Here is a 19,994-nt window from a genome sequence, read left to right as displayed (position 1 = left end):
TGATCGCTCCGCCCGATCACTCTTATCGAGGAAGTGCACTAACGCACACATGTCCGAGAGGCGTATCCCGTTGGCGCCCCGCATGGGGCCAAAGCAACAGGAGGAGGACGCCATGTCCATGACCAACACCCCCCCGAAATCATCCCGTACATTCGCGCTTGTGCTGAGCGCCGCCTGCTGCGCGCTTGCCGCGCCCGCGCTGGCGGCGGAGGAAGCCGAAACGGTATCCGAAACCGCGACCGACGGGGGCACCAAGCCCGGCGGCATGTCCAACAAGGACTGGTGGCCGCAGAAGCTGGACCTGACCGCGCTGCGCCAGCACGAAGCGCAGTCCAACCCCTATGGCGCCGACTACGATTACGCGAAGGAGTTCGCCACGCTCGACCTCGACGCGGTCAAGGCGGATATCCGCAAGGTGCTGACCACCTCTCAGCCATGGTGGCCGGCCGACTACGGCCACTACGGCCCGTTCTTCATCCGCATGGCATGGCACAGCGCGGGAACGTACCGCGTGGGCGACGGGCGCGGCGGTTCTGACGGCGGCGAACAGCGCTTCGAGCCGCTGAACTCGTGGCCCGACAACGTCAGTCTCGACAAGGCGCGCCGCCTTGTCTGGCCGATCAAGCAGAAGTACGGCCGCAAGCTGTCATGGGGCGATCTGATGGTTCTGACCGGCAACGTCGCGCTGGAAGACATGGGCTTCAAGACCATCGGCTTTGCCGGTGGCCGCATCGACGCCTGGCAGCCGGACCTGGTGTTCTGGGGCCCGGAAACCAAGATGATGACCGACAGGCGCCGCGACGCGAAAGGCAACCTGAAAGGCCCCCTGGCCGCAACGCAGATGGGCCTGATCTACGTCAACCCGGAAGGTCCGAACGGCAACCACGATCCGATTTCCGCCGCCGCCGACATTCGCCGCGCATTCGGCAACATGGCGATGAACGATGAAGAGACGCTGGCGCTGATCGCGGGCGGCCACACTTTCGGCAAGGCGCACGGCGCGCATGATCCGAACAAGTGCATGGGCGCAGATCCCTCCTCCGCCGGGACCGAGAAACAGGGCCTTGGCTGGGAGAACAAGTGCGGCAAGGGCAATGCCGAGGACACGATCACCAGCGGCCTCGAAGGCGCATGGTCAGCCAACCCTATCAAGTTCACCTCGCAGTATCTCGACAACCTGCTCGACATGGAATGGGTGAAGACCAAGAGCCCCGCCGGTGCGACCCAGTGGGTGCCCACCGATCCGGCGGCGGCGAACATGGTTCCCGATGCCCACATCAAGGGCAAGACCCACGCGCCGATCATGTTCACCACCGATATCGCGGTCAAGGAAGACCCGGCTTTCCGCAAGATCGCGGACCGCTGGCACCAGAACCCGGAAGAATTCGCGCAGGCTTTCGCGCGGGCATGGTTCAAGCTGACGCACCGCGATCTTGGCCCGCAGGCACGCTATCTGGGCAAGGATATCCCGAACCAGACGTTCTCGTGGCAGGACCCGCTGCCGCAGGCGAGCCTTGCCCCCGTCAGCGAGGCTGATCAGACCGCGCTCAAGGCCAAGGTGCTGGCCTCCGGCCTGACGGCGCCGGAACTGGTGCGCACCGCATGGGCATCGGCATCGACCTTCCGGGGCACCGACATGCGCGGCGGCGCCAATGGCGCGCGCCTGCGGCTTGACCCGCAGCGCGGCTGGGCGGTCAACGATCCGGCCGAACTGGCCCGAGTGCTGGCGAAGCTGACCGCGGTGCAGGCCGACTTCGCGAAGAGCGGCAAGGCCGTGTCCATGGCCGATCTCATCGTGCTGGCCGGCAATGCCGGGATCGAACAGGCGGCAGGCAAGGCGGGCTACCGGGTAACGGTGCCCTTCACGCCCGGCCGCGTCGATGCCGCACAGGATCAGACCGACGCAGCCTCGTTCGCCTACCTTGAACCCAAGGCAGACGGTTTCCGCAATTACTATACGGCGGACTACCGGCTCGATCCGGCCTCGGCGCTGGTCGACAAGGCCGACGCGCTTGACCTGACGGTGCCCGAAATGACGGTACTGGTCGGCGGCATGCGCGCGATCGGGGCCAATTCGGGCAAGTCGGCCGCGGGCGTCTTCACCACCACGCCGGGCAGCCTCGACAACGCCTTCTTCGTAAACCTGCTGTCGATGGACACGGTCTGGTCGAAAAGCGCGACGGCGGGGCTCTACGAAGGCAAGGACCGCAAGACCGGCAAGCTGCGCTGGACGGCAAGCCCGGTGGATCTGGCCTTCGGGTCGAATTCCGAACTGCGGGCGGTGTCCGAAGTCTATGCCTCGGACGATGCGAAGCAGCAATTCGTGGACGATTTCGTCGCCGCGTGGACCAAGGTGATGAACGCCGACCGGTTCTGAAAAACGCGAAGGGAGGGGGCACCCGCCGGTGCCCCCTCCCCCCTGCATTCTCCCGAAGGAGCTTCGATCAGAGACCGATCACGCCACCGTCATTCTTGGTGATGGCGATCAGCGCCGAGCGCGGACGCACGCTGGCGGCCGGCGTGCTGCCGTCCTGCGTGTTGGGCCAGTGGCTCGACGGCGCGTCGTAGGAACCGCCCTCGCCCGGATGCTGGATGCCCACGAACAGGGTGCGGCCGTCCGGCGTCTGGTCGATGCCGGTGATTTCGCACTGGACCGGGCCGACAAGGAAGCGGCGCAGGTTCGCTGCGGTCGCCTTCGCGCCGACGAAGGTGTTCTGCGAATTGCCCGAATTGGTCACCGTATAGGCGCCGCCGTCACCGACATGGCCGGGGATACCCGCCAGCAGCATGCAGTTGGTCACGTCGGTCATCGCGCCGTCGTCGGTCTCGATCCAGAGCAGCGGGTTGATCTGGCCCGAAGGATTGGTCGAACGCGAGAAGTAGGCGCCATCCGGGCTGGAGAAGTCATTGCTGACATCGAGGCCCGAGATGTTGATGTTCGCCTGCTCGTCGGCGGTGTCGGTGTCGAGCGTGTCGGCGCCGAACATGTAGATGTCCCACTTGAAGGTGGTGGCGCTGGTGGTGTCGCCGTCTTCGCGCAGGCGCACGATATGGCCGTTCGGGTTGCCCTGCCCCCAGTACGAACGCGGGTTGGCCGCGTTGGTGTTGGTGACCGGACGGTTGGAGTTGTTCGAATTGGTCAGCGTCAGGTAGATTTCGCCGGTAACCGGGTTGCCCACGGTCCATTCCGGGCGATCCATCGGCGTCGCGCCCACCGCGTCGGCGGCGAAGCGGGTGTTGACGCAGATGTCGGCCTGGCTGGTGAAGGTGTACTCGGGGTACGAACCGCTTGCCGGGCGCGCCGGGACCGAGCCGTAGACCAGCGGCAGCCAGGTGCCGGTGCCATCCGCATTGAAGCGGGCGACATAGAGCGTACCGGCGTCGAGGTACTTGTCACCCACCGCAAGGCGGTCAGTGGCGTCGGCGTCGGCAGCCGCCCAGGTTTCGGTCGAGACGAACTTGTAGAGGTACTCGCCGCGCGAATCGTCGCCCATGTAGGCGCCCAGCTTCTGGCCCTCGGCAATGCGCACGAAAGCACCTTCGTGGCCGAAGCGGCCCAGCGCGGTACGCTTGCGCGGAGTGGAGGTGGCATCGTACGGGTCGATCTCGACGACCCAGCCGTACTGGTTCGGCTCATAGCGGAAGTCGTCGGCCGGGGTGGCGCCGCTGATCGTGGCGTTCCAGCGGGTGAAGCGGTCGTCGGTGCTCGACGCGGTCGACCAGCTGTAGTTGCCCGAACGGCTGGTGATGCCGTTGCGCTGGAGCGAAGCCAGTTCGGCCGCCGTGCGCTTGGCGTCATCCGACACGTCGCGGCGGAAGTAGCCGGCGTAGTTTTCCTCGCAGGTGAGGTTGGTGTTCCAGCCGGTCACGCCGTTCGCGCAGTTGTTGATGGTGCCGCGGCCCGCGGTGCCGTCGCTCGAATGCTTGGTGACAAGGTAGGGCGAACCCGCCGCCGGGCCGTGGAACGACATCGGCGTGTTGGGCGTGATGCGGCGGTTGAGCGCGCCGTCCTGCTTGTAGGTCCACTGGCGGTTGCCGTTGTCGACATACTCGACGATCGACACGCCATGGCACTCGATCTCCTTGAGCGCTTCGGCCAGCGGGCGCGGAGCGGCGCTGGGGCCGTTCACGTGCAGGTACGTCTCGGTGATGTTCTCGTGGTTCTGGACCATGAGGCCGCGCGTGGAGCTGTTGCGGTCCGGGGTGTTGCCGGTGGCGGCAAGGCCGAAGTAGTGCAGCGCGTCATGGTGATCACCGATGCGCTGGGCGAAGTTGTCGTCGGTGCCGTCGTTGGCATAGGCCGAGACGCCGGCCGCGATCGGGTCGCCAAGGCGGGTCATGACGGTGACCGAGTACCCTTCCGGCACCATCGCGACGTCGGCCAGCGAATGGGCGACGGCGGTGAAGCCCAGCACGCCCGGCGATACGCGCACGGTGGTGGTGGCGGTGACCGGCTCGCCGATCAGCGGCTTGGCGCTGAACTGGAAGACGAGGTCGGTGGCTGCTTCGACGGCCGGCGCGATGAAGGTCACGGTGGTGCCGCTGCCCATCAGTTCGACTTCGGGACCGGTGCGCTGGTTCCAGCCGGCGTCCTGCCCGTTGCCCGTGACAGTGCCGGTCAGCGTGACGACGCGGCCCGCGCTGGTGGCGGCGTTGCTGCCCGCCGAAACCGAGACGGCGCCGCCAAGGCTGCCGCCTTCCCCATCGTCACCGCAAGCGGCGAGAAGGCTGGTGCCCATGAAGGCCATCGTGGTCGCCCCGGCGCCACGGAACATCGCCTGACGGCGCGAGTAACGCTCTGCCGCCATGCTTTCGAGCGAGCGCTGCGCAGTGTCATTGGTATCTACGTCACCATCCGTATAGGTGGTGACCGGATTCATCTCGGTCATGGATATGCCCCCTTATTGGTCGCGCTTGTTGGTAGCGGGGGCGATTGCTAGGGCCGTTTCATGACGCGAAAGTGCAGATTTGGTGGCAAATCGATGGCGTTATTCTGACGATAGTGCGACGAGAGCCCGCTGGCGCTTCATGCACCGCCGGGATAGACGTCAGCCAGCACGCGGCGGAAGTGCCCCTCCACCTGATCGTTGCACGCGCAGGCGCGGCTCCGCAGGCCGTCCCGGTCGAGCACCTCGATACCGCCGCGCCGGGTCCGCACCAGGCCGTCGCGCTTGAAACGCTGCAGCACGCGGCTGGCATAGCTGCGCCCGATCCCCATCATCGAGGCGAGCTGCTCCTGCGTCATCGTCACGTCATTGCGCCCGATCCGGTCGACGGCGGCCGAAAGCCACTTGGCCGCGCGCTGTTCGATGGTGTGGACGGCATTGCAGGCGATCGACTGGAACACTTGCGCCATCACGCAATCGGCATAGCGCGCGAACAGATGCGCGATCGCGGGCGAGCGTTCCTTGGCGGCTTCCAGATCGCGCGACGCGATGCGCAGGAACACGCCGTCGTGAAGCACGTTGGCGCGGGCATAGGCAGGCAGCGAGCCCTGACTGACGATGCCCCCAAGCGCACCTTCACGGCCGACAAGGATGGTTTCCACCGCGGTGCCGTCCTCCATTTCCACGAAATAGGAACACATCGCGCCGCCGGTGGGGAAATAGCAGTAATCCACGTTGTCGCCGGGGTTGTAGATGATCTCCCCGGACTTCAGCCGACACTCCCCCAGCCTGGCCTCGATCAGCGCGAGATCGCTTTGCCGCAAGGCGGTGAGCAGGTCGCTGCCGGCGATCGCGGCGGCTGATACCGGGCTTGACTGCGGGATTGTGCTCATCTGTTGTCCTTGGGCGGCGACCTGTTCATCGGCGGAGGCGCGGGCACGAAGGGCCGCATTCCCACGCCATTCGCAAGCGACAACCCTGCGGAGGCCATGCGGTTCCAAGATGCGGTCATAAGTGAACAGACCGCGGGTGTCAGACATGATATGTGTTACTGAGGAACATTACCGGGGATCACGTGTTCCCGGACCAGGCGCGTCGCACCCGGCTCGCTTGCAATCGCCCCGAACGGGGCATTAATCGGATGCCCATGCAAGAATCCTTCGGATCGCCCGTAATGCCCGATATGCTCATCGTGCTTCGCGAAGCCACCGGCCCCTCTCACGAGCGGCTGGATGCATCGTTCGGTGCGCTTGACCTGCAGACGCGCGAGGGGATCGGACAATTCCTTGCAGCCCACGCGGCCGGTCTGGACCCGATGTTCCCGGCTTTCCGCGCTTTCATCGAAGGCGAACTGGGCCTTGAATGCCCGGACTATCCGGCCATGCTGCGCGCCGACCTCGATGCGCTTGGCATTGCTGCGCCGCCGACGATCGAACCTGCCCCCGGCCTTGACGTGGCGGGCGGCGAAGCGGGCATCGCCTATGTCGTTTCCGGTTCGCGGCTGGGCCTCGTCGTCATTCGCCAGCGTGGATACTGGGGCGAAGGCAAGGGCTTCCGCTCCGCCTACATGAGCGACGGGCGCGGCCACGATGCGTGGAAGGCGCTTGTCCCGGTACTGCGGACTCGCACGTATGCGCCCGAGCAGGCAGAGGCCCTGCGCACCGCCGCCCTTGCCGCCTTCGAGACGTTCTCACGCGCCTTCGCCGCCAGCAACGGCCTGAAGGCGCGGGTCGATGGCTGAGGCCATGCACCAGGTCGATCTGTCCACCTGCGATCTTGAACCGATCCACATCATCGGCCGCATCCAGAGCTTCGGCTGGCTGCTTTCCTTTTCCAGCGACTGGATCATCAACCACGTATCGGCGAACTGCACCGATCTGTTCGGCCGCCCCGCGCAGGATCTGGTCGGCCTTTCGGCCACCGAGTTCCTGTCGCCTGACGCGCTGCACGATATCCGCACCCGCCTGCAGATCCTGGGCAGCGGCAACACCGTCGAACGCATGTTCGAGGTGGACCTGATCGGCGACGGACGCGCTTTCGACGTCGCGGTCCACAACTCGGGCCGCTCGTTCGTGCTGGAAATCGAACCGCACGAAGGCGGCAAGCGCCGCGATTTCGTGTCCTACGTGCGCCCGATGATCGAACGGCTGCGCACCGCGCCCACCATCGAACAGCTGTGCACCAGCGCCGCGCGCCACTTGCGCGGGCTGACCGGGTTCGACCGCGTCATGGTCTATCGCTTCGAGGGCGACGGCGCGGGCGAAGTCATCGCCGAAAGCCTCAACGGCATGGTGGACAGCTTCAAGGGCCAGCATTTCCCCGCCTCCGACATTCCGGCGCAGGCGCGAAAGCTCTACACCCGCAACCTGCTGCGCATCATCACCGACGTGGATGATCCCACGGTGCCGATCATCCCCGCCACCAACCCCAACGGCGATCCGCTGGACCTGTCCATGTCGGGCCTGCGCGCGGTGTCTCCGATCCACATCGAATACTTGCGCAACATGGGCGTGAAGGCGTCGATGTCGGTATCGATCATGCGGCGCGGCAAGCTGTGGGGGCTGATGGCCTGCCACCACTATTCGCCACTGACCCTGTCCTATTCGGTGCGCACCGCCAGCGAACTGTTCGGTGAATTCTTCTCCTACCTGCTGGAGCAGAAGGAGACCGATTTCTCGATGGAAAAGCGCGCCGAATCGATGCGCCTGCATGACGAGATCATGGCGCGCGTGGCCGGCGGCGGATCGCTGCTGGAAGCCTTCGACGATTTCACCGATTCCATCCGGCAGGTGATCCCCTTCGACGGCGTGGTCGGCTGGGTGGACGGGCGCTTCGTCGGCCACGGTGCCGTGCCCGAACAGGCACAGTTCGCAGCACTTGCACGGTTCCTCAACACCGCGGGTGCCAGCACGGTATGGGCGTCCGACAATATCGGCTCGGTCTACCCGCCCGCGGCCGAATGGGGAGACAGGATAGCGGGCCTGCTTGCCCTGCCGGTCAGCCGCTCTCCGCGCGATTACATCGTCCTGTTCCGGGGTGAGGCCGTGCGCGAGGTGAAATGGGCGGGCAACCCCGAAAAGGCCGTCGAGCTTGGCCCCAATGGCGCGCGCCTGACCCCGCGCAAAAGCTTCGAGATCTGGCGCGAGGAACGGCGCGGCTATTCCATTCCCTGGACCGATGAAGAAGTATCCGCTGCCGAAGCGCTGCGCATCACCCTGCTCGAAGTGGTGCTGCGCCTGTCCGACGCGGCCAACGCCGAACGCGAACAGGCCAGCCAGCAGCAGGACATGCTGATCGCGGAACTGAACCACCGCGTGCGCAACATCCTCAACCTCATCCGCGGCCTCGTGGCGCAGAGCAAGGAAGGCGCGCGCACGATCGACGAATTCGCGGAGATCGTCGGCAGCCGCATTCACGCCCTTGCCCGCGCGCACGATCAGGTGACGCGCAAGGACTGGTCGCCGTCATCGCTCTACGACCTGATCCGCACCGAAACGGACGCCTATGCCAGCAATTCGCTGGACCGCGTGGTGATCGAAGGGCCGGACGCGCTGATCGCGCCCGCCGCCTTCACCACGCTGGCGCTGGTGATCCACGAACTGATGACCAATTCGTGCAAGTACGGCGCCTTGTCGGACTCGCACGGGCAGGTCACCGTCTACCTGGGCCGCAGCGACGACGGCGCGCTGGAAATCGACTGGCGCGAGGAAGGCGGCCCGCCGGTGAAGGAACCGACCCGGCGCGGCTTCGGCTCGACCATCATTGAGCGCACGATCCCGCACGAACTGGGTGGATCGGCCTCGGTGATCTACCCGGTGGAGGGCCTGAAAGCGCTGTTCCTGATCCCGTCCGACCACGTCTCCGGCTTCGAGACGCCGGGCGCGGTCATGCGCGAACCTGCCGTCGAACCGCCCGAAGCCGCCGAGTTCGCCGAAGAGCTGGCATCCGGTGCGGCGCTGATCGTCGAAGACAACGTGATCATCGCCATGGAGGCCGAGGACGTGCTGCGCGGCTTCGGCTTCACCGACTGCCGCATCGCCGGGTCCGTCAACGCGGCGCTGGGCATCCTTGAGGGTTCGGATGTCAGCTTCGCGATGCTTGACGTCAATCTGGGCAAGGACACCAGCGAGGCGGTCGCGCACCAACTGCAGGAACGCGGGATACCGTTCATATTCGCCAGCGGCTACGGCGAACGCTCGTTGCAGTCCGGGGCGTTCAAGGGGGTGCCGATCGTGACCAAGCCCTATGGCGAACGCGACGTGCGCCTCGCCATCGGCCGCGTGACGAAGGGGCGGGGTTAACCCTCCCCTTCTCAGGCCCTTTCCCTCAGGCCCTTTTCCTCAGGCCCTTTCCCTCAGGCCCGCATCCGTTCCTCGTCGTGGGCGGCGTTCCAGCCGTCCACCCAGCCGCGCACGTCCTCGTAAGGCATCGGGCGGCAGATGCCGTAGCCCTGCCCGCAGGTGCACCCCATCGCCACCAGCATCGCCTGCGTCTCGGGGTTCTCCACCCCTTCGGCCACGAGCGGGATGCCAAGGCAGTCGCACAGCACCACCAGCGAAGTCACCAGCGACTGGTCGAACCGGTTCTCCGTAAAGCGCGATATGTACGAACGGTCGATCTTGATCTCGCGCACCGCGAATTCGCGCAAGTACCCGAACGAGGTGAAACCGGCGCCGAAATCGTCGATCGAAAGCGATACGCCGTTGTCCTGCAACTGCTCGATCACGCGCTTGGCCTGCGAGGGGTGGGCGATCAGCGCAGTCTCGGTCAGTTCGAGGACCACGTGTGCGGGATCGACCCCGTGCTTGCGGATTGCTTCCACTACCCGGCCCACGAAGCCCGGCCGTTCCAGCATCCGGGCCGAGACGTTGATCGAAATGCCCGCACCGTCCAGCCCCGGCTCCAGCCGCGCGTATTGCGCCAGCACGGTGTCCAGCGTCAGGTACGTGAAGTCTTCCAGCAGGTGCGACTGCTCCACCGTCTCGATCAGGGCATCGGCCGGGACCGGCCCGTTATCCGGGTGAGTCCAGCGCACCAGTGCCTCGAAACCCAGCACCTGCCCTGAACGCATGTCCACCTTGGGCTGCCAGTGCCAGTTGAACGCGCGCGCGCCCATCGCATCCTCGATGTCGTGCAGCAGTGTGCGTTCGTCCTGCCGCAGCGGCCGGCGTTCCTCTCCCTTCGCGATCTGCGCCTTCGTCATGCCGCGCTTGGCTTCGTACATGGCCTCGTCGGCGGCCTCGGTCAGACCTTCGGGCGAAAAGCCCAGCTGCGGGCACAGCGCGATGCCCATCGAGGCCCCGACATAGAGCAGCCGCCCTTCGTAGACGATCGGCTGTTCGATCAGTTCGGTCAGCTTGGTGGCGACCGCAAGCGCGGATTCCTCGCTGTCGACATTCTGCAGCAGCACCGCAAACTCGTCCCCGCCCAGCCGCGCGACCGTGTCCACTTCGCGCAGGTGTTCGCACATCCGGCGCCCCAGAGTGATCAGCACCGCGTCCCCGGCGGCGTGGCCAAGGCTGTCGTTGATCTCCTTGAACCGGTCGAGGTCGATCATCACCAGCCCGAACGGGTCGCCGCTGCGCCGCGCCCGCGCGCAGGCCTGCGCCAGACGGTCCGAGAACAGCGTGCGGTTGGGCAGGTCGGTCAGCGGATCGTGAAGCGAACGGTGCGTCAGTTCCTCTTCCGCGCGGCGCATGTCCTGCCGGTACTTGCGCCAGGCGATGCCTTCTTCCACCGAAGCGGCGACCCGCTCGGGCGAAAGCGATCGCTTGGACAGGAACTCGGTCATGCCCGACTTGATCGAATCCGCCGCGATCTGCTGATCCACATGCCCGGTAACGGCGATGATCGGAATGTCGGGATCGATCTCCGCCCGAATTTCGGGAAGCAGGTCGCGCCCGTCCCCGTCCTTGAGCCCGAAGTCGAGGAACACGATGTCGAAATGCGCCTGCGGATCGCGGATCATGTCCAGCGCCTCTGCCTGCGAGGCGGCCTGCTCCACGGTGATGTTGCGCGGAACCCGCCGCAGCAGGCGCAGCAGCTTTTCCCGATCCACGTCGTCATCGTCCACGATCAGCGCGTGAATGTCCTGAGTACCGTTATGCAGGTGGTCCATGGGAGGAAGGATCCTTGCGTGCAAAAGAGGGGGCGTGCAAAAGAGGGGGCGCGAAAGAGGGACCGCCTTCAGGGCAGTTCCTGGGTACGGGCGTACTTGCCGATGAAATCGGCAAGCCGGGCGAACTGGGGACCGACGGCGGACTTGACCATGTAACCCGCGACATGACCGTCGTAGGCGCGGCTGCGATCCTGATCGCGGGCCGAAGTCGTCAGCACGAAAACCACCGTGCGCCGCAGGTCCGGGTCGGCACGCAGGGCGTCGAGGAACTGGAAACCGTCCATCCCCGGCATGTTGAGATCCAGCAGCACGATCACCGGCGTATCGACGTGCTTGTCGGGGTGCGCGCCGGTCAGGATCGACAGCGCTTCACGTCCTTCTCCCGCCGTCACCACGCGGCAAGGCACCTCATGCTTGCGGAACGAGCGCAGCACCCCTTCGCGGGCCACATCGTCATCATCGACCAGAAGCACCGTCACGTCTGTCAGGTTGGCCCCGAACTTGCCCTGGCCCTGCGGAGCGGTGGACTTCGAAGCAGCGGGCTTTGCAACCAGATCAATCATCGTCTTCGTTCTCTCGCAGAAGAATGCGCGGCCAGTGGACTTCGAACCGGGCACCACCGAGCGGCCCCTTGCCCTGAGCGGTGACCATGCCGCCGTGCGCGTTGATCATGCGGCGCGTGAAGGCGAGGCCGACGCCGTCGCCATCGGTCTTGGGTGACGCACGATGGAACAGCTTGAAGATGCGATCTTCGTTCTCGGGCGCGATGCCCTGCCCGTCGTCCTCCACCGCGAAGACCGAAAACCGCCCTTCCTCGCGCATGGAAATGCGAATGCGGCCTTCCGTGCCGCCATGATGCTTGACCGCATTGGACAGCAGGTTGCGCAGCGAAGTGGACAAGGGCGCGCGCGGGGCAAGGATTTCCCCGCCCTGCACATCGACGTCGACCTCGAAGCCCTCCGGGATGGCCGTAAGCTCCAGCGCCTCTTCGACAAGTTCGTGCGGATCGATCCGCTGCAACCGGGAATCGCGCACCCCGGCCCGCGCGTAGCTGAGCAGGTCGTCGATCATCTGTTCGGACCGTTCGATGCGCTGGGTTATCCGGTCGAAATTGTGCAGCACGTCATCCGACAGTTCCACGCCTTCCAGATCCTCGCGGATCCAGCTGACCAGATCGGCGATGCCACGCAGCGGAGAACGCAGATCGTGGCTGGCGACGTAAGTGAATTCTTCAAGCTGGGCATTGGTCTGCTGCAGCGCGCGCTCCGACCGCTTGCGGTGCGAAATGTCGCTGACGATCGCCATATAGAGCGGCTGCGCCGTACTTTCGAAGCGGGTCAGCGCCACTTCCACCGGCAGTTCGCGACCATTGCGATGAAGCCCGGTGACGTCCCGGTCCCCGCCCATCAGGCGCGATCGCGGCGTGCTCGCGTATGACGCCACCTGATCGACGTGCGCCTCACGGTAGCGTTCGGGCAGCAGCATCTCGATCGACTGGCCGATCATCTCCTCCACCTTCCAGCCGAACTGGTTGGACAGCGTGGCATTGGCCTGTGCGATGCGGCCCTTCCCGTCGACCACCACCACGCCCAGCGGCATGCTTTCGAACATCTGGGTAAAACGGCGTTCCGCGGTGATTTCACGCGTCATGTTGCGCAGATAGACCACCGCGCGGTCGCCATCCTCGCCCGCGACCGGGGCCAGCGTCATGGTCACTGTCGGGCGCGATCCATCGGCCCCGTGAAGCACCATCTGGCGCGACCACGAGCCGCGCGTCTCCATCGGCACCTTGAAGAAGACGTCGAACATCTGCCGCAGCGTCTCCGCGTCGTCCTCGCAGAACCGCACGAAGAACAGGCTGAGCCGCAGCGCGTCGACGTCAGGTTCGGCCAGCAGCGCTGCCGCGGCCGCGTTGCCCCATGACACCACGCCCGCACCATCGACGATCAGCGCTGCGATCGGGGCATGAACCAGCGGCGCGTGGATGTCGGTTGTCGTCATCGGCGTCGCCAGCATCGCGTGTCCTGTCATGCCGGAGACGCGCGCGACGCTTCGTTGCGGGGCGCGCGTCTCCGTATGGAGCGCCGGGGACCGCGAACCGGCCACCGTACCCGAAAAAGGTACTAAGGCCCGGTTATTGACCTGCGAACCCGGACCTAGGGAGCTGTCCCTAGACCCGGCGGTTCACAACGATTGCAATAGTTAAGGGAGGCTTATCGGGCGACGAACTTGCCCGCCTCGCGGTCCTTGCGGACCTTCAGCGCATCGAAAACGGTGCCGCTCATCGTGATCCAGATGCCCGGTCCGGCCGACTGGCAGCAGCCGAACGCCATGCCCAGATTGAAAGCGGCGTCGCTTTCGGCAAAGCGGGCGGGCTGCATGGCGCCGCACATCACCACCGTCTTGCCCTCGATCGGGGCCAGCACGGCGGCGGTATCGGTCATCGTGTCGGTGCCGTGAGTGATGACGACGTGGCTTTCCGGCGCGCCTGCCACCGTCGCGGCGATCAGCGCGCGGTCCTCGTCGGTCAGTTCAAGGCTGTCCTTGCGCAGCAGTTCGACGACGCGGAACGGATGCGCCACGCGCGCGGTGGCAAGCAGCTTGCCGATGACGCTTTCGACGATCTGGTACTCGCTCAGCGCGTCGAAGTACTGCTTGTCGATGGTGCCGCCGGTGGTGATGACGAGAATGGGTGCCTGGATCATGCGCGTTCCTTACTGCGGGACGCGCCGGTTTCCAATTGCTTCGTGGATGTTCGCCCTGCGGCTTCGCCCCATTTCGCAGCTGCACAACGGCGCTGGTTCGTGGCACCGATGTCAGCATGAGCAACCTTGCGCCCCCATCGCCTTCGGCCCGTAGCGAAATCGCGGCCGGGTGGCCCACCGTCCTTGCCGCCGCGCTCGCGATCGGGGTGGGGATGATGGGGGTGGGGTTCTATTCGCTCGGCCTGTTCGTGACGCCGCTGCAAGCCGACTTCGGCTGGACCCGCGCCGAAGTTTCGGGCGCGGCGACCTTCCAGCAGCTGGGCATCTTCCTGTCGGCACCAGTCGTCGGCCGCCTTGCCGATCGCTTCGGCAACCGCACGATCGCCATCGCCAGCTACATCGCAACGCCGCTGGCCTTCCTCGCGCTGGCGGAGACGGGACCGTCGCTGACGGCATGGTACGCGCTGTGGCTGCTGGTATCGCTGGCCGGCTGCGGCACGACCCCGGCGATCTGGGCGCGCGTGGTATCGCTGCGCTTCGACGCCGGGCGCGGCTTCGCGCTGGGGCTGATGCTGACCGGATCGGGCATCGCCGCGATCCTCGCGCCCGCCCTGCTCGGCCCGGTGATCGCGGCGCAGGGCTGGCGCACCGGCCTTCACGCCATCGCCATCGTGATCGCGGTGATCGGCATCCCGGTAAGCCTCCTGACCGGGCGGGGCGAGCGTATCGCGGCCACCGACGCGCGCAAGCGCGGCGGGCGCATGGAGATCACCCGCAAGACCCTGCAGATCGCGCTGATCGGCTTCCTGCTGGGCGTCATCGTCGCGGCTCTCATCGTCCATCTCGTGCCGATGCTGGTGGACCGGGGCGTGCCGCCCGCGCAGGCCGCAGGGGTGGCCGCCTTCATCGGCATCGCGGTGGTCTTCGCCCGCGCCTTCGTCGGCTGGCTGTTCGACCGCTTCCACGCCCCGCGCGTGGCGGTGCTGTTCCTGACCTCTCCTGTGATCGCCTGCGTGATCCTGTGGCTTGACGGACCGGCGGTCCCCGCCGCCCTGCTGCTGGGTCTTGCGGCCGGCGCCGAAGTGGACATGCTTGCCTACTTCACCAGCCGCTATGCCGCGCTGGAGAACTACGGCGCGACTTATGGCCTGATCCTTGGCCTGTTCAGCCTTGGCGCCGCATTCGGGCCGCCGCTGTTCGGGTGGATGGTGGACTCGACCGGCAATTCAGACCTCGCCCTTGCATGTTCGGGCGTGGCGCTCGTCGGCGTGCTGGTGCTGATCGCGACGCTGGGCGCCTACAAGACGTCGTCGCGCTAGGCAAAAAGGGTCACGCGCTTTCGAGAAACGCCAGCAACCCCCGCTCCTCGCGCGTCATCCAGCGGGTCTTGCGCGGCAGGCTTCGGGGTGTGGCCACCTCTCCCTTGGCCGCGGCGATCACGGCCGGGTGGACGTAGGACTTGCGCGCGATCGCCGGCGTATTGCCAAGGCACTGCGCCACTTCATCCAGCATCGCCTTCAGCGACAGGCCCGGATTGGCCACCAGCATCGTGAAAGCCATCGTGCTGGCCGCCCAGGTGCGAAAGTGCTTGGCAGTGAAGCCCTCTCCCATCGTTTCGGCAAGGTATTCATTCACGTCATGGCTGTGGACGGGAACAGCCGCGCCGTCTTCGTCGACGTAGCGGAACAGGTGCTGGCCGGGCAGATCCTGCATCTTCCTGACGCAGCGCACGAGCGCGGGATCGTCGCAGGCGATCTCCTGCTGCTTGCCCGACTTGCCCCTGAAGCGCAGCAACAGCGTGCCCCGTTCTATCTTCGCGTGGCGTTTGCGCAGGGTGGTTGCACCGAAGCTCTTGTTGGTGCGCGCGTAGCACTCGTTCCCCACGCGGATCGCCCCGGTATCGAGCAGCGCGACGACCGAGGCGATCGCCCGTTCGCGGGTCAGCCTGCGTGATGCGATGTCGGCATCCACCCGCGCGCGCAGTACCGGCAGGGCTTCGCCGAACAGGACGCAGCGGTCGAACTTCATCGCCTCGCGCGATAGCCGCCAGTCGGGATGGTAACGATACTGCTTGCGCCCCCGCGCGTCATAACCCGTCGCCAGCAGGTGGACGTCCGGATCGGCGGAGAACCAGCACCGCTCGTAAGCGGGCGGCATGGCGATGGCGTTGAGCCGGTCGATCTCTTCCCGGTCCTTTATCCGCGCACCCTCGGTATCGAAGTAGGCCCACTTGCGCCCGCGCATCGCCTTTCGCGTGATGCCGGGCGCACCGTCGTCGGCAAATTTCAGGCGCGTAAGTGTCTGGCGGGTCATCAGCATCCGGTCTGTCCATTGCCCCTCCCTGTCCAGAACGCGCGAGCCGCAAACGGGTTGTCGGAAACCGGAACGCCTTCCCGCCGTTCCTTCAGGCAAAGACACAACACAGGAGACACCCATGGCAGACGCACGCATCTTCCGCGATCTCAAGGCCGATCACGACAAGCACCGCAAGCTGCTTGATCAACTGGGCGACACCCAGGGCGCCAGCGACGAGCGCAAGGAACTCTTCGAGGAACTGCGCAAGGAACTGCAGGCCCACGCCGCCGCCGAAGAGGAATCGCTTTACGCCACGATGCTCGGCAAGCCCGACTTGCGCGACGAGGCGCGCCACTCGGTTTCCGAGCACAAGGAGATCGACGATTTCCTTGGCGAACTGTTCGAGATCGACATGAGCTCGTCGGCCTGGCTGAGCAAGTTCAAGGAAATGCGCCACCGCTACCTCCATCACATCGACGAGGAAGAGGAGGAGATGTTCCCCGAAGCCGCCGAGGAACTGTCCAGCGCCGAGGAAAAGAAGATCGCCGAGGTGTTCGAGGCCCGCAAGCCTCGCGAACTGGCGATGGCCGAAAAGGAACTGCCGGGCGACGCGCGCGAATAAGCCCTGCCGCCGGGCCGGGCTTCCCCTGCGATGAACGCGGGGGAACGCCAGCCCTTGATGGCGCGTTGGTCTGGCAAACAGTCACAGAGGAGACGGACGATGGATCACGATATCCGCGAACAGTTCTGGAAAGCGTTCCAGGCCAGCCCCTTCATCATGATGAGCCTGCAGAGCGGCCATTCTCACGCTGAACCGATGACCGCGATGCTGGACAAGGAAGCCCATCACGCGATCTGGTTCTTCACCAAGCGTGACAACCGCATCGGCAGCGGCGGCAAGGCCATGGGCCAGGTCATGACCCGTGGCCACGAGGTCTTCGCCTGCATCGACGGCACTCTGGTGGAGGAAACCGATCCTGCGGTGCGCGACAAGCACTGGAGCAACGCGGTCGAGGCATGGTTCCCCGAAGGCAAGACCGATGCATCCGTGGTCATGCTGCGCTTCGATATCGAGGACGCCGAAGTCTGGACTTCGGACATGGGCCTTAAAAGCGCCTTCAAGCTGTTGACCGGCAAGCCCATCAGGCAGGGTGAAGCCGGAGAGCACGCGCTCGGCGCGGTCTGAAACCCTCTAGGACCGATGCCTGAGCAGCGGGGGCGTGGTGGCTGCGGCTGCCACGCCCTTCGTTTTGCGTGACCGGCTCGCTTGAACAAGCCCAGCCGATGCCAAGATTATTGCCTCCGCCGCAGCAGATAGCGCCATACGCCCACGCAGTTGATCGCGAACAAAGCCACGTTCTGAAGGCCGATCCCCGCGGCCTGATCGTCAAGAAAGCCCCATGCGACAAGCGCGATCGAACTGGTAACGAAGATCACGAAGCCCCAGCCGGTCCATTTGCGGCCAAGGTCGAGCGATACGATAAGCGCCGCCACGGTTCCCGCAGCGGCGCCATAGTATTGCAGGCTTTGCAGGACGACTTGGTTCATCCTCTCGCCTTCTTCTCACGCCCTGTTGTGTTGTATCGGGCGCGGGCTCTTATGGCCCCTCTCCTAAATCGTGAATTCGTCAGGCGGTTTGCTGTCGCAGCGGCTCCAGCTCCAGCGGACGGGCGCTGTCCGGGCACCCTGCAAGAGCGTAGGAGATCGCGGCGAGGATCGCCTGCCGGGTAAAAGGTTTCTGGACGACCCCGATGGCGGTGGCGGCCGGGGTATCTATCTGTCCGGGATTGGCCGTGACATAGATGACGCGCGCACCGTAGCGGCCCGAAAGGTCGTGGGCGATAGCGGGGCCGGTCAGCCCGTCCCGCAGGTTGAGATCGACAAGCGCGACATCCGGAACATCGCCCAGGCTTCCCAGTGAAGCCATGTCGGGCACCGTACCGACGACGGCATGACCGCCATCGGCAAGAATGTCCTCCAGTTGCAGCGCGACAAGAAATTCGTCCTCTACGATGAGTATCTTGCCGGCGCTGGAAATGACGGAGCCCAAGGCGACTTTTTCCTGATCAGGCGGCCACGCGCTGGACAAGGCTCGCATCGACATTGGCGATCTTTGCAAGTTCGCCGAAGAAAGCGTCGATAGCCTCGCCGCCGAGGACGAAGTTGTGGCGGAAGTCCGGAAGCTGACCGGATTCGATGATCTTGGACAGCATCGCGCGGGCGCGGCAGATGCGGCTCTTCACGGTGCCAAGAGCAATACCGCAGATCTCGGCGATTTCCTCGTAGGAAAGATTGCCGGCCGCAACGAGCACCAGGGCTTCGCGATAGGTTTCAGGGATAGCCGTCAGCGCGCGCAGGACGTCAGCCAGTTCAATGGCGCTTTCCTGACCGGCTTCGGCACGCAGGATGCGTTCCGCAGCCAGTTCATCGTACTCGCCATGAAAGCGGGCGCGACGGGCTTCGGAATAGAAGTGATTGCGCAGGATCGTGAAGGTCCACGCCTTGAAATTGGTGCCGGCGGCATAACGCTCACGCGCGGCCCAGGCCCGCAGCATGGCTTCCTGCGCCAGATCGTCCGCACGGTCACGGCAGCCGCACAGACCGCGTGCGAATGCACGCAGATGCGGCGCTACCTCTGCCAGTGCGCGGCGGAAATCACGGTCGCTGAGTGCGACCTTCTCGGGCTGGACCCCTTCGACGCCTGCTTCGACCACGGTCGACATTGCGTTACCCTCCTCTGAGAAAACCAGTCGGGTAGCTAACGGCGATGCGATGAATTTGGTTCCCGGAGCCGCCAATTTACCGCGCGTCGACGGTGGAGCCGAAAGAAAACAGCGACGAACCGAATATTCCCCCCGCCATATCACTCCTTCGCGGGAACAAACGGAGCGCATAAAAATTGAGGCCCCCGACCACCTTGAGAGTGGTCGAGGGCCTCCGGGATCGGATCACCACCGGTTTGCGGGGGGGGGTGGGGGAGCCAGTGGTGATAATGTGGGAACGTAGCGCCCCCTCGTTGGTTCCCGAGAAAGCGTCTCGTCGCAAAAAATTTTCCGGTTGCCCTATACGCCCGGCGGAGTCAGACAATCGACACCGGCCTTCAGGCGCAAGGGCGCCCGTTCGACGTACAATCGGGAAGCTGACTTCCCCTAGGCCTGAGGAACTTGAATGTCCGTCTCTGATCAGATTGCGATCCAGCTGCCCTACCTGCGCCGCTACGCGCGTGCGCTCACCGGCTCGCAGCATTCCGGCGACGCCTATGTCCGGGCCACGCTCGAAGCTGCGCTGGCCGACCGCTCCTTGCGCGATGCGATCGCGCACAGCCGCGCGGCCCTCTACGAAGCCTTCACCCGCATCTGGTCCACCGGCCATGTCGAAGAACCGACCGGCGAGGCAGGCGGCGCACACGAACAGGCGGCCCGCGAACGCCTTGCCGCCGTTGCCCCCACTCATCGCCAGGCGCTTCTGCTGACCACCGTGGAAGAATTCACGCGTGAGGAAGCCGCTGTCATCCTGGGCCTTGAACCGCAGGAGGTCGATGTTCTGGTCGCACAGGCGATCACGGAAATCGAAGGCGAAACCGCCACGCGCGTACTCATCATCGAAGACGAGCCGCTTATCTCGATGCAGCTGGAGGGCCTTGTTACCGATCTTGGCCATACCGTGGTCGGCACCGCTGCCACGCACGAACAGGCAGTCGAGATCTTCGGTCGCCACCCGGCGGGCCTCGTCCTTGCCGACATCCAGCTGGCCGACGGCAGTTCGGGCATCGATGCGGTGGAAGACCTGCTGCGCTTCGGCGACGTGCCGGTGATCTTCATCACCGCCTATCCCGAACGCCTGCTGACCGGCGAACGGCCGGAACCGACTTATCTGGTCACCAAGCCGTTCCAGGAAAACACCGTGCGCGCCGCGATCAGCCAGGCGCTGTTCTTCAACTCGACCCGCACCCACGCCTGAGTTCCCGGAGCGGCCCCTTGCGCGCCGCCG

17 protein-coding genes are annotated in these 19,994 nt (G+C 65.3%); 7 read left to right on the top strand and 10 right to left on the bottom strand.

All coding sequences use genetic code 11. The features are described from left to right. The first annotated feature begins 118 nt into the window (after window positions 1-118). Window positions 119-2,377 (top strand): catalase/peroxidase HPI, encoded by a 2,259-nt coding sequence (katG, locus tag A8V01_RS26285; RefSeq protein WP_103099188.1) that lies wholly within the window; start codon window positions 119-121, stop codon window positions 2,375-2,377. A gap of 67 nt (window positions 2,378-2,444) precedes the next feature. Here katG and A8V01_RS26280 read toward each other — a convergent pair whose 3' ends face one another. Both A8V01_RS26280 and A8V01_RS26275 read right to left on the bottom strand, forming a co-directional pair. Then, window positions 2,445-4,889, bottom strand: a complete 2,445-nt coding sequence (locus A8V01_RS26280) for a PhoX family protein (protein WP_103099187.1) — start codon at window positions 4,887-4,889, stop codon at window positions 2,445-2,447. A 137-nt stretch (window positions 4,890-5,026) separates the two neighbouring features. Beyond that, entirely contained in the window at window positions 5,027-5,779 is a 753-nt protein-coding gene (locus A8V01_RS26275) for a Crp/Fnr family transcriptional regulator (RefSeq protein WP_103099276.1), read from the bottom strand. A gap of 281 nt (window positions 5,780-6,060) precedes the next feature. On the opposite strand from A8V01_RS26275, the gene A8V01_RS26270 reads away from it, so the two are divergent. After that, window positions 6,061-6,627, top strand: a complete 567-nt coding sequence (locus tag A8V01_RS26270; RefSeq protein ID WP_103099275.1) for a biliverdin-producing heme oxygenase — start codon at window positions 6,061-6,063, stop codon at window positions 6,625-6,627. Continuing rightward, on the top strand, window positions 6,620-9,187 hold the full coding sequence (locus tag A8V01_RS26265; RefSeq protein WP_103099186.1) for an HWE histidine kinase domain-containing protein: 2,568 nt from the start codon (window positions 6,620-6,622) through the stop codon (window positions 9,185-9,187). Before A8V01_RS26270 ends, A8V01_RS26265 begins: the two co-directional genes overlap by 8 nt. Before the next feature lie 53 nt (window positions 9,188-9,240). Here A8V01_RS26265 and A8V01_RS26260 read toward each other — a convergent pair whose 3' ends face one another. The 4 genes from A8V01_RS26260 to A8V01_RS26245 form a co-directional block, all read right to left on the bottom strand. After that, a complete protein-coding gene (locus tag A8V01_RS26260; protein WP_103099185.1) occupies window positions 9,241-11,004 on the bottom strand; it encodes a putative bifunctional diguanylate cyclase/phosphodiesterase in 1,764 nt (587 codons plus the stop codon). Window positions 11,005-11,072: 68 nt separating this feature from the next. Further along, complete coding sequence (locus A8V01_RS26255) at window positions 11,073-11,567, bottom strand: response regulator (protein WP_103099184.1); 495 nt, start codon at window positions 11,565-11,567, stop codon at window positions 11,073-11,075. Beyond that, window positions 11,560-13,005: a sensor histidine kinase gene (locus A8V01_RS26250; protein ID WP_146037395.1), complete on the bottom strand. Its 1,446-nt coding sequence runs from the start codon at window positions 13,003-13,005 to the stop codon at window positions 11,560-11,562. The genes A8V01_RS26255 and A8V01_RS26250 overlap by 8 nt, the downstream gene beginning before the upstream one ends. A 212-nt stretch (window positions 13,006-13,217) precedes the next feature. Further along, complete coding sequence (locus A8V01_RS26245; protein WP_103099183.1) at window positions 13,218-13,709, bottom strand: asparaginase domain-containing protein; 492 nt, start codon at window positions 13,707-13,709, stop codon at window positions 13,218-13,220. A 116-nt stretch (window positions 13,710-13,825) separates the two neighbouring features. On the opposite strand from A8V01_RS26245, the gene A8V01_RS26240 reads away from it, so the two are divergent. After that, window positions 13,826-15,028, top strand: a complete 1,203-nt coding sequence (locus tag A8V01_RS26240) for an MFS transporter (protein WP_103099182.1) — start codon at window positions 13,826-13,828, stop codon at window positions 15,026-15,028. Window positions 15,029-15,038: 10 nt separating this feature from the next. On the opposite strand, the gene A8V01_RS26235 is transcribed toward A8V01_RS26240, so the two are convergent. Further along, on the bottom strand, window positions 15,039-16,028 hold the full coding sequence (locus A8V01_RS26235; protein WP_103099181.1) for a DNA topoisomerase IB: 990 nt from the start codon (window positions 16,026-16,028) through the stop codon (window positions 15,039-15,041). 115 nt (window positions 16,029-16,143) lie between these two features. On the opposite strand from A8V01_RS26235, the gene A8V01_RS26230 reads away from it, so the two are divergent. Then, complete coding sequence (locus A8V01_RS26230) at window positions 16,144-16,626, top strand: hemerythrin domain-containing protein (RefSeq protein ID WP_103099180.1); 483 nt, start codon at window positions 16,144-16,146, stop codon at window positions 16,624-16,626. A gap of 99 nt (window positions 16,627-16,725) precedes the next feature. After that, window positions 16,726-17,190 (top strand): pyridoxamine 5'-phosphate oxidase family protein, encoded by a 465-nt coding sequence (locus A8V01_RS26225; RefSeq protein ID WP_103099179.1) that lies wholly within the window; start codon window positions 16,726-16,728, stop codon window positions 17,188-17,190. A gap of 107 nt (window positions 17,191-17,297) precedes the next feature. Here A8V01_RS26225 and A8V01_RS26220 read toward each other — a convergent pair whose 3' ends face one another. From A8V01_RS26220 to A8V01_RS26210, 3 genes are all read right to left on the bottom strand, one after another. Beyond that, window positions 17,298-17,552: a hypothetical protein gene (locus tag A8V01_RS26220; RefSeq protein ID WP_103099178.1), complete on the bottom strand. Its 255-nt coding sequence runs from the start codon at window positions 17,550-17,552 to the stop codon at window positions 17,298-17,300. A gap of 79 nt (window positions 17,553-17,631) precedes the next feature. Beyond that, the gene (locus tag A8V01_RS26215) at window positions 17,632-18,054 is read right to left on the bottom strand and encodes a response regulator (protein WP_245892842.1); all 423 of its coding nucleotides are present in this window, start codon (window positions 18,052-18,054) and stop codon (window positions 17,632-17,634) included. A 16-nt stretch (window positions 18,055-18,070) separates the two neighbouring features. Further along, complete coding sequence (locus A8V01_RS26210; protein WP_103099176.1) at window positions 18,071-18,727, bottom strand: sigma-70 family RNA polymerase sigma factor; 657 nt, start codon at window positions 18,725-18,727, stop codon at window positions 18,071-18,073. Between the two features lie 445 nt (window positions 18,728-19,172). Between A8V01_RS26210 and A8V01_RS26205 the strand changes: the two genes are divergently transcribed. After that, a complete protein-coding gene (locus A8V01_RS26205; RefSeq protein ID WP_103099175.1) occupies window positions 19,173-19,964 on the top strand; it encodes a response regulator in 792 nt (263 codons plus the stop codon). Window positions 19,965-19,994: the final 30 nt, after the last annotated feature.

It is taken from the genome of Novosphingobium guangzhouense, assembly GCF_002896965.1.
In the GTDB taxonomy this organism is placed as follows: Bacteria; Pseudomonadota; Alphaproteobacteria; order Sphingomonadales; family Sphingomonadaceae; genus Novosphingobium; species Novosphingobium guangzhouense.
The sequence above is the reverse complement of the archived record's forward strand: the minus strand, read 5'-3'. Positions and strand labels throughout refer to the sequence as shown.